This window comes from Streptomyces milbemycinicus (genome assembly GCF_002154605.1).
GTDB classification, from domain to species: Bacteria; Actinomycetota; Actinomycetes; order Streptomycetales; family Streptomycetaceae; genus Streptomyces; species Streptomyces milbemycinicus.
On the sequence record NZ_MUNE01000779.1, the window covers coordinates 1 to 2,598 of the forward strand.

Annotated in this window: 2 protein-coding genes and 1 pseudogene; 1 reads left to right on the top strand and 2 read right to left on the bottom strand. The window is 71.9% G+C overall.

Going from position 1 to position 2,598, the window contains the following annotated elements; translation table 11 throughout:
- A pseudogene (locus CCN51_RS45990) lies at positions 1-519 on the top strand (phenylacetic acid degradation protein PaaN); the annotation flags it as partial.
- A 44-nt stretch (positions 520-563) separates the two neighbouring features.
- Here CCN51_RS45990 and CCN51_RS45995 read toward each other — a convergent pair.
- Positions 564-1,340, bottom strand: coding sequence for a TrmH family RNA methyltransferase (locus tag CCN51_RS45995; RefSeq protein WP_014178009.1), 777 nt, complete (start codon positions 1,338-1,340; stop codon positions 564-566).
- Positions 1,341-1,349: 9 nt separating this feature from the next.
- A complete protein-coding gene (locus CCN51_RS46000) occupies positions 1,350-2,597 on the bottom strand; it encodes an HTTM domain-containing protein (protein WP_245881820.1) in 1,248 nt (415 codons plus the stop codon).
- Position 2,598 lies beyond the last annotated feature (1 nt).

A 2,598-nucleotide genomic window follows, 5' to 3' on the forward strand; every position in this document is an offset into this window, starting at 1 on the left:
GCGATCGTGAACCCCGGGGGCAAGGAGCGGCTTGAGGCCGCCCCCGGCCTCGGCGCGACCGCCCTCGCCTGCCGCCCGGTGCCCCACCCCGACTTCCCCGACGCCACGGTCCGCACCCCCGTGATCGTCAAGGCCGACGGGGCCCGGAAGTTCTGGGAGGCGGGCGACGCGGAAGCGCCCTACCTCTCCGAATGCTTCGGCCCGGTGTCCTTCGCCGTCGCCATGGACTCCACGGCGGACGCGGTCGACCTGCTGCGCCGCACCATCCGCGACAAGGGCGCGATGACCGTCGGCGCGTACACCACCTCGGCGGACGCCGAGCGGCTGGTCGAGGAGGCGTGTCTGGAGGAGTGCGCCCAGCTGTCGCTGAATCTGACCGGTGGGATCTACGTCAACCAGACCGCGGCCTTCTCGGACTTCCACGGCTCGGGCGGCAACCCTTCGGCCAACGCCACCTTGTGCGACGGGGCGTTTGTGACCTCCCGCTTCCGTATGGTCGAGGTCCGCCGCCCGCTGTAGCGCAGCGGCGCCTCCCGCGCCTTCCGCGTCGCTCGCTCAGCCGCTCATCTGGGCTGGGCCGGCGGCGCCTGCACCGGCCCTCCCCAGTGGAACAGCGCCATGGCCACGCTGGTGGCCAGGTTGTAGCTGGACACCTGAGGCCGCATGGGGAGGGCCACCAGCCTGGTGGCCCGCTTGCGCACCTCCGGCGAGATCCCGTGCCGCTCGGATCCGAACGCGAGCAGCGCGTCATCGGGGATGACCACCGACCGGATGTCCTCCCCCTCCGCATCCAGGGCGTACAGCGGCCCCGGCGGAAGGTCATCGCTCGTCAGCCGCTCCACGGCGGTGGCGAAGTGCAGCCCCGCGCCCGACCGGACGGCGTTGGGATGCCAGGGGTCGATATCGCCGGTGGTGACCACCCCCGCGACCCCGAACCCCGCGGCGAGCCGCACCACGGCCCCCACATTCCCCAGGTTGCGCGGGTTGTCCAGCACCACGACCGGCGCCGACCTGGACGGCCCCGCCAGCTCGTCCAGATTCCCCCGTCGATCGCGCCTGACCGCCAGCGCGGCCACGCCTGTCGGATGGACCCTCGGCACAAGGTCGCGCAGCGTCTTGGCCGACACCTCGACCAGGCGCTCCTCGATCACCGCGGTCAGGTCCCCGGCCAGGTCGTCCGCGAGAGCGAGCGCGGCGGCCTTGTCACTCGTGACCGCGATCCGCACCTCCGCGCCGAACCGGAGCGCGTGCTTCAGCGCATGGAAGCCATCCAGCAGTACGGTCCCCGCAGCGGCCTCGTGCCACCGCCGCACGGCCGTCACGGCCTCGTCGTCACCCATGCCCACAGCCTACGGTCGGCCCTCGACGCTCTCCCCCGTCCGCTGACGCGGCAGCCAGGCCGTTTGCGCCCGGACACGGTCACGGACCCTGTTCGCCCGCCTCCCGACCCAGCGCAGAAAGTTCGTCGGGAGGAAGATCGCGTCTGCCGCGATCATGGCCAGGGAGAAGAAGGGCAGCCCCAGCAGCACCGCGATCCCGATGTGCTCCAGCACCAGCAGGACGAGCATCACGTTCTTGACCCGCCGGTTCAGCAGCGTGAAGGGGAAGGCGACCTGCACGATGACCGTGCCGTAGGTGAGCGCCATGACCAAGAGGCCGCTGCCGGCCAGCACATCGGCCAGTGCGGGCCAGGGCGAGAAGTAGTCCAGGTTCAGCGGGTAGTAGAGCGCGGTGCCGTCCTGCCAGCGCGAGCCCTGGACCTTGTACCAGCCGGCGGAGGCGTACAGCAGACAGACCTCGCCCATGATCACCAGCACCGCGCCGTTGTGCGCGAGGTTGGCGAGGATGTCCAGAAGGGTGCGCGGCTCGCCGGGGGCGTAGCGCCGGACGAGCCACCAGGCGCCGTGGACCGCCCACACCCCCCATAGCGCCAGGGCCCAGCCGACGCCGGGGAGCGGGCCGTAGGCCGACCAGTCGAGACGGGCTTCGGTGAACAGCTGCGCCCACAGCAGGGCCGACCCGGTCAGTGCCCACAGCACGATCCCGGTGGCGTCGCGCGGCTCCGGCGCCCCGGGCTCGCGCCGCGCCGCGCGGCGGGCGTCCAGGGACCACACCTGCCCGCACCGGGTCAGCGTCAGATACATCGCCACCAGGTGGATGACGTTGTCGCCGCCGTCGCCCACGAAGACGCTGCGGTTCTGCAGGGAGATCACGCCGAGCATGAACAGCACGGACATGGTGCGGGTCCGCCAGCCGAGCAGGAGCAGCGCGCTGGAGACGACGGCGAGGGCGTAGACGGTGTCGAACCACAGGCCGCTGTCGGACCACATGAGCGCGCTGAACGCGCCGTTGCCCTCGATGAGCTGATGGGCCATCTCCCAGCTCCACGGGCCCTCGGGCCCGTACAGCTCCTGGCGGTGGGGCCATTCGCGCAGCAGGAACAGCAGCCAGGTGAAGGAGAAGCCGATGCGCACCACGGCGGTCTGGTACGGGCCGAGCGCCGATCCGGTGACGCGGGCATGGGCCCGGATGACGGCTGCTTCGACGCGGGCGGCGGCCTTGGCGCGGGGCGCCGCCCGCGTCGAAGCAGCCGTCATC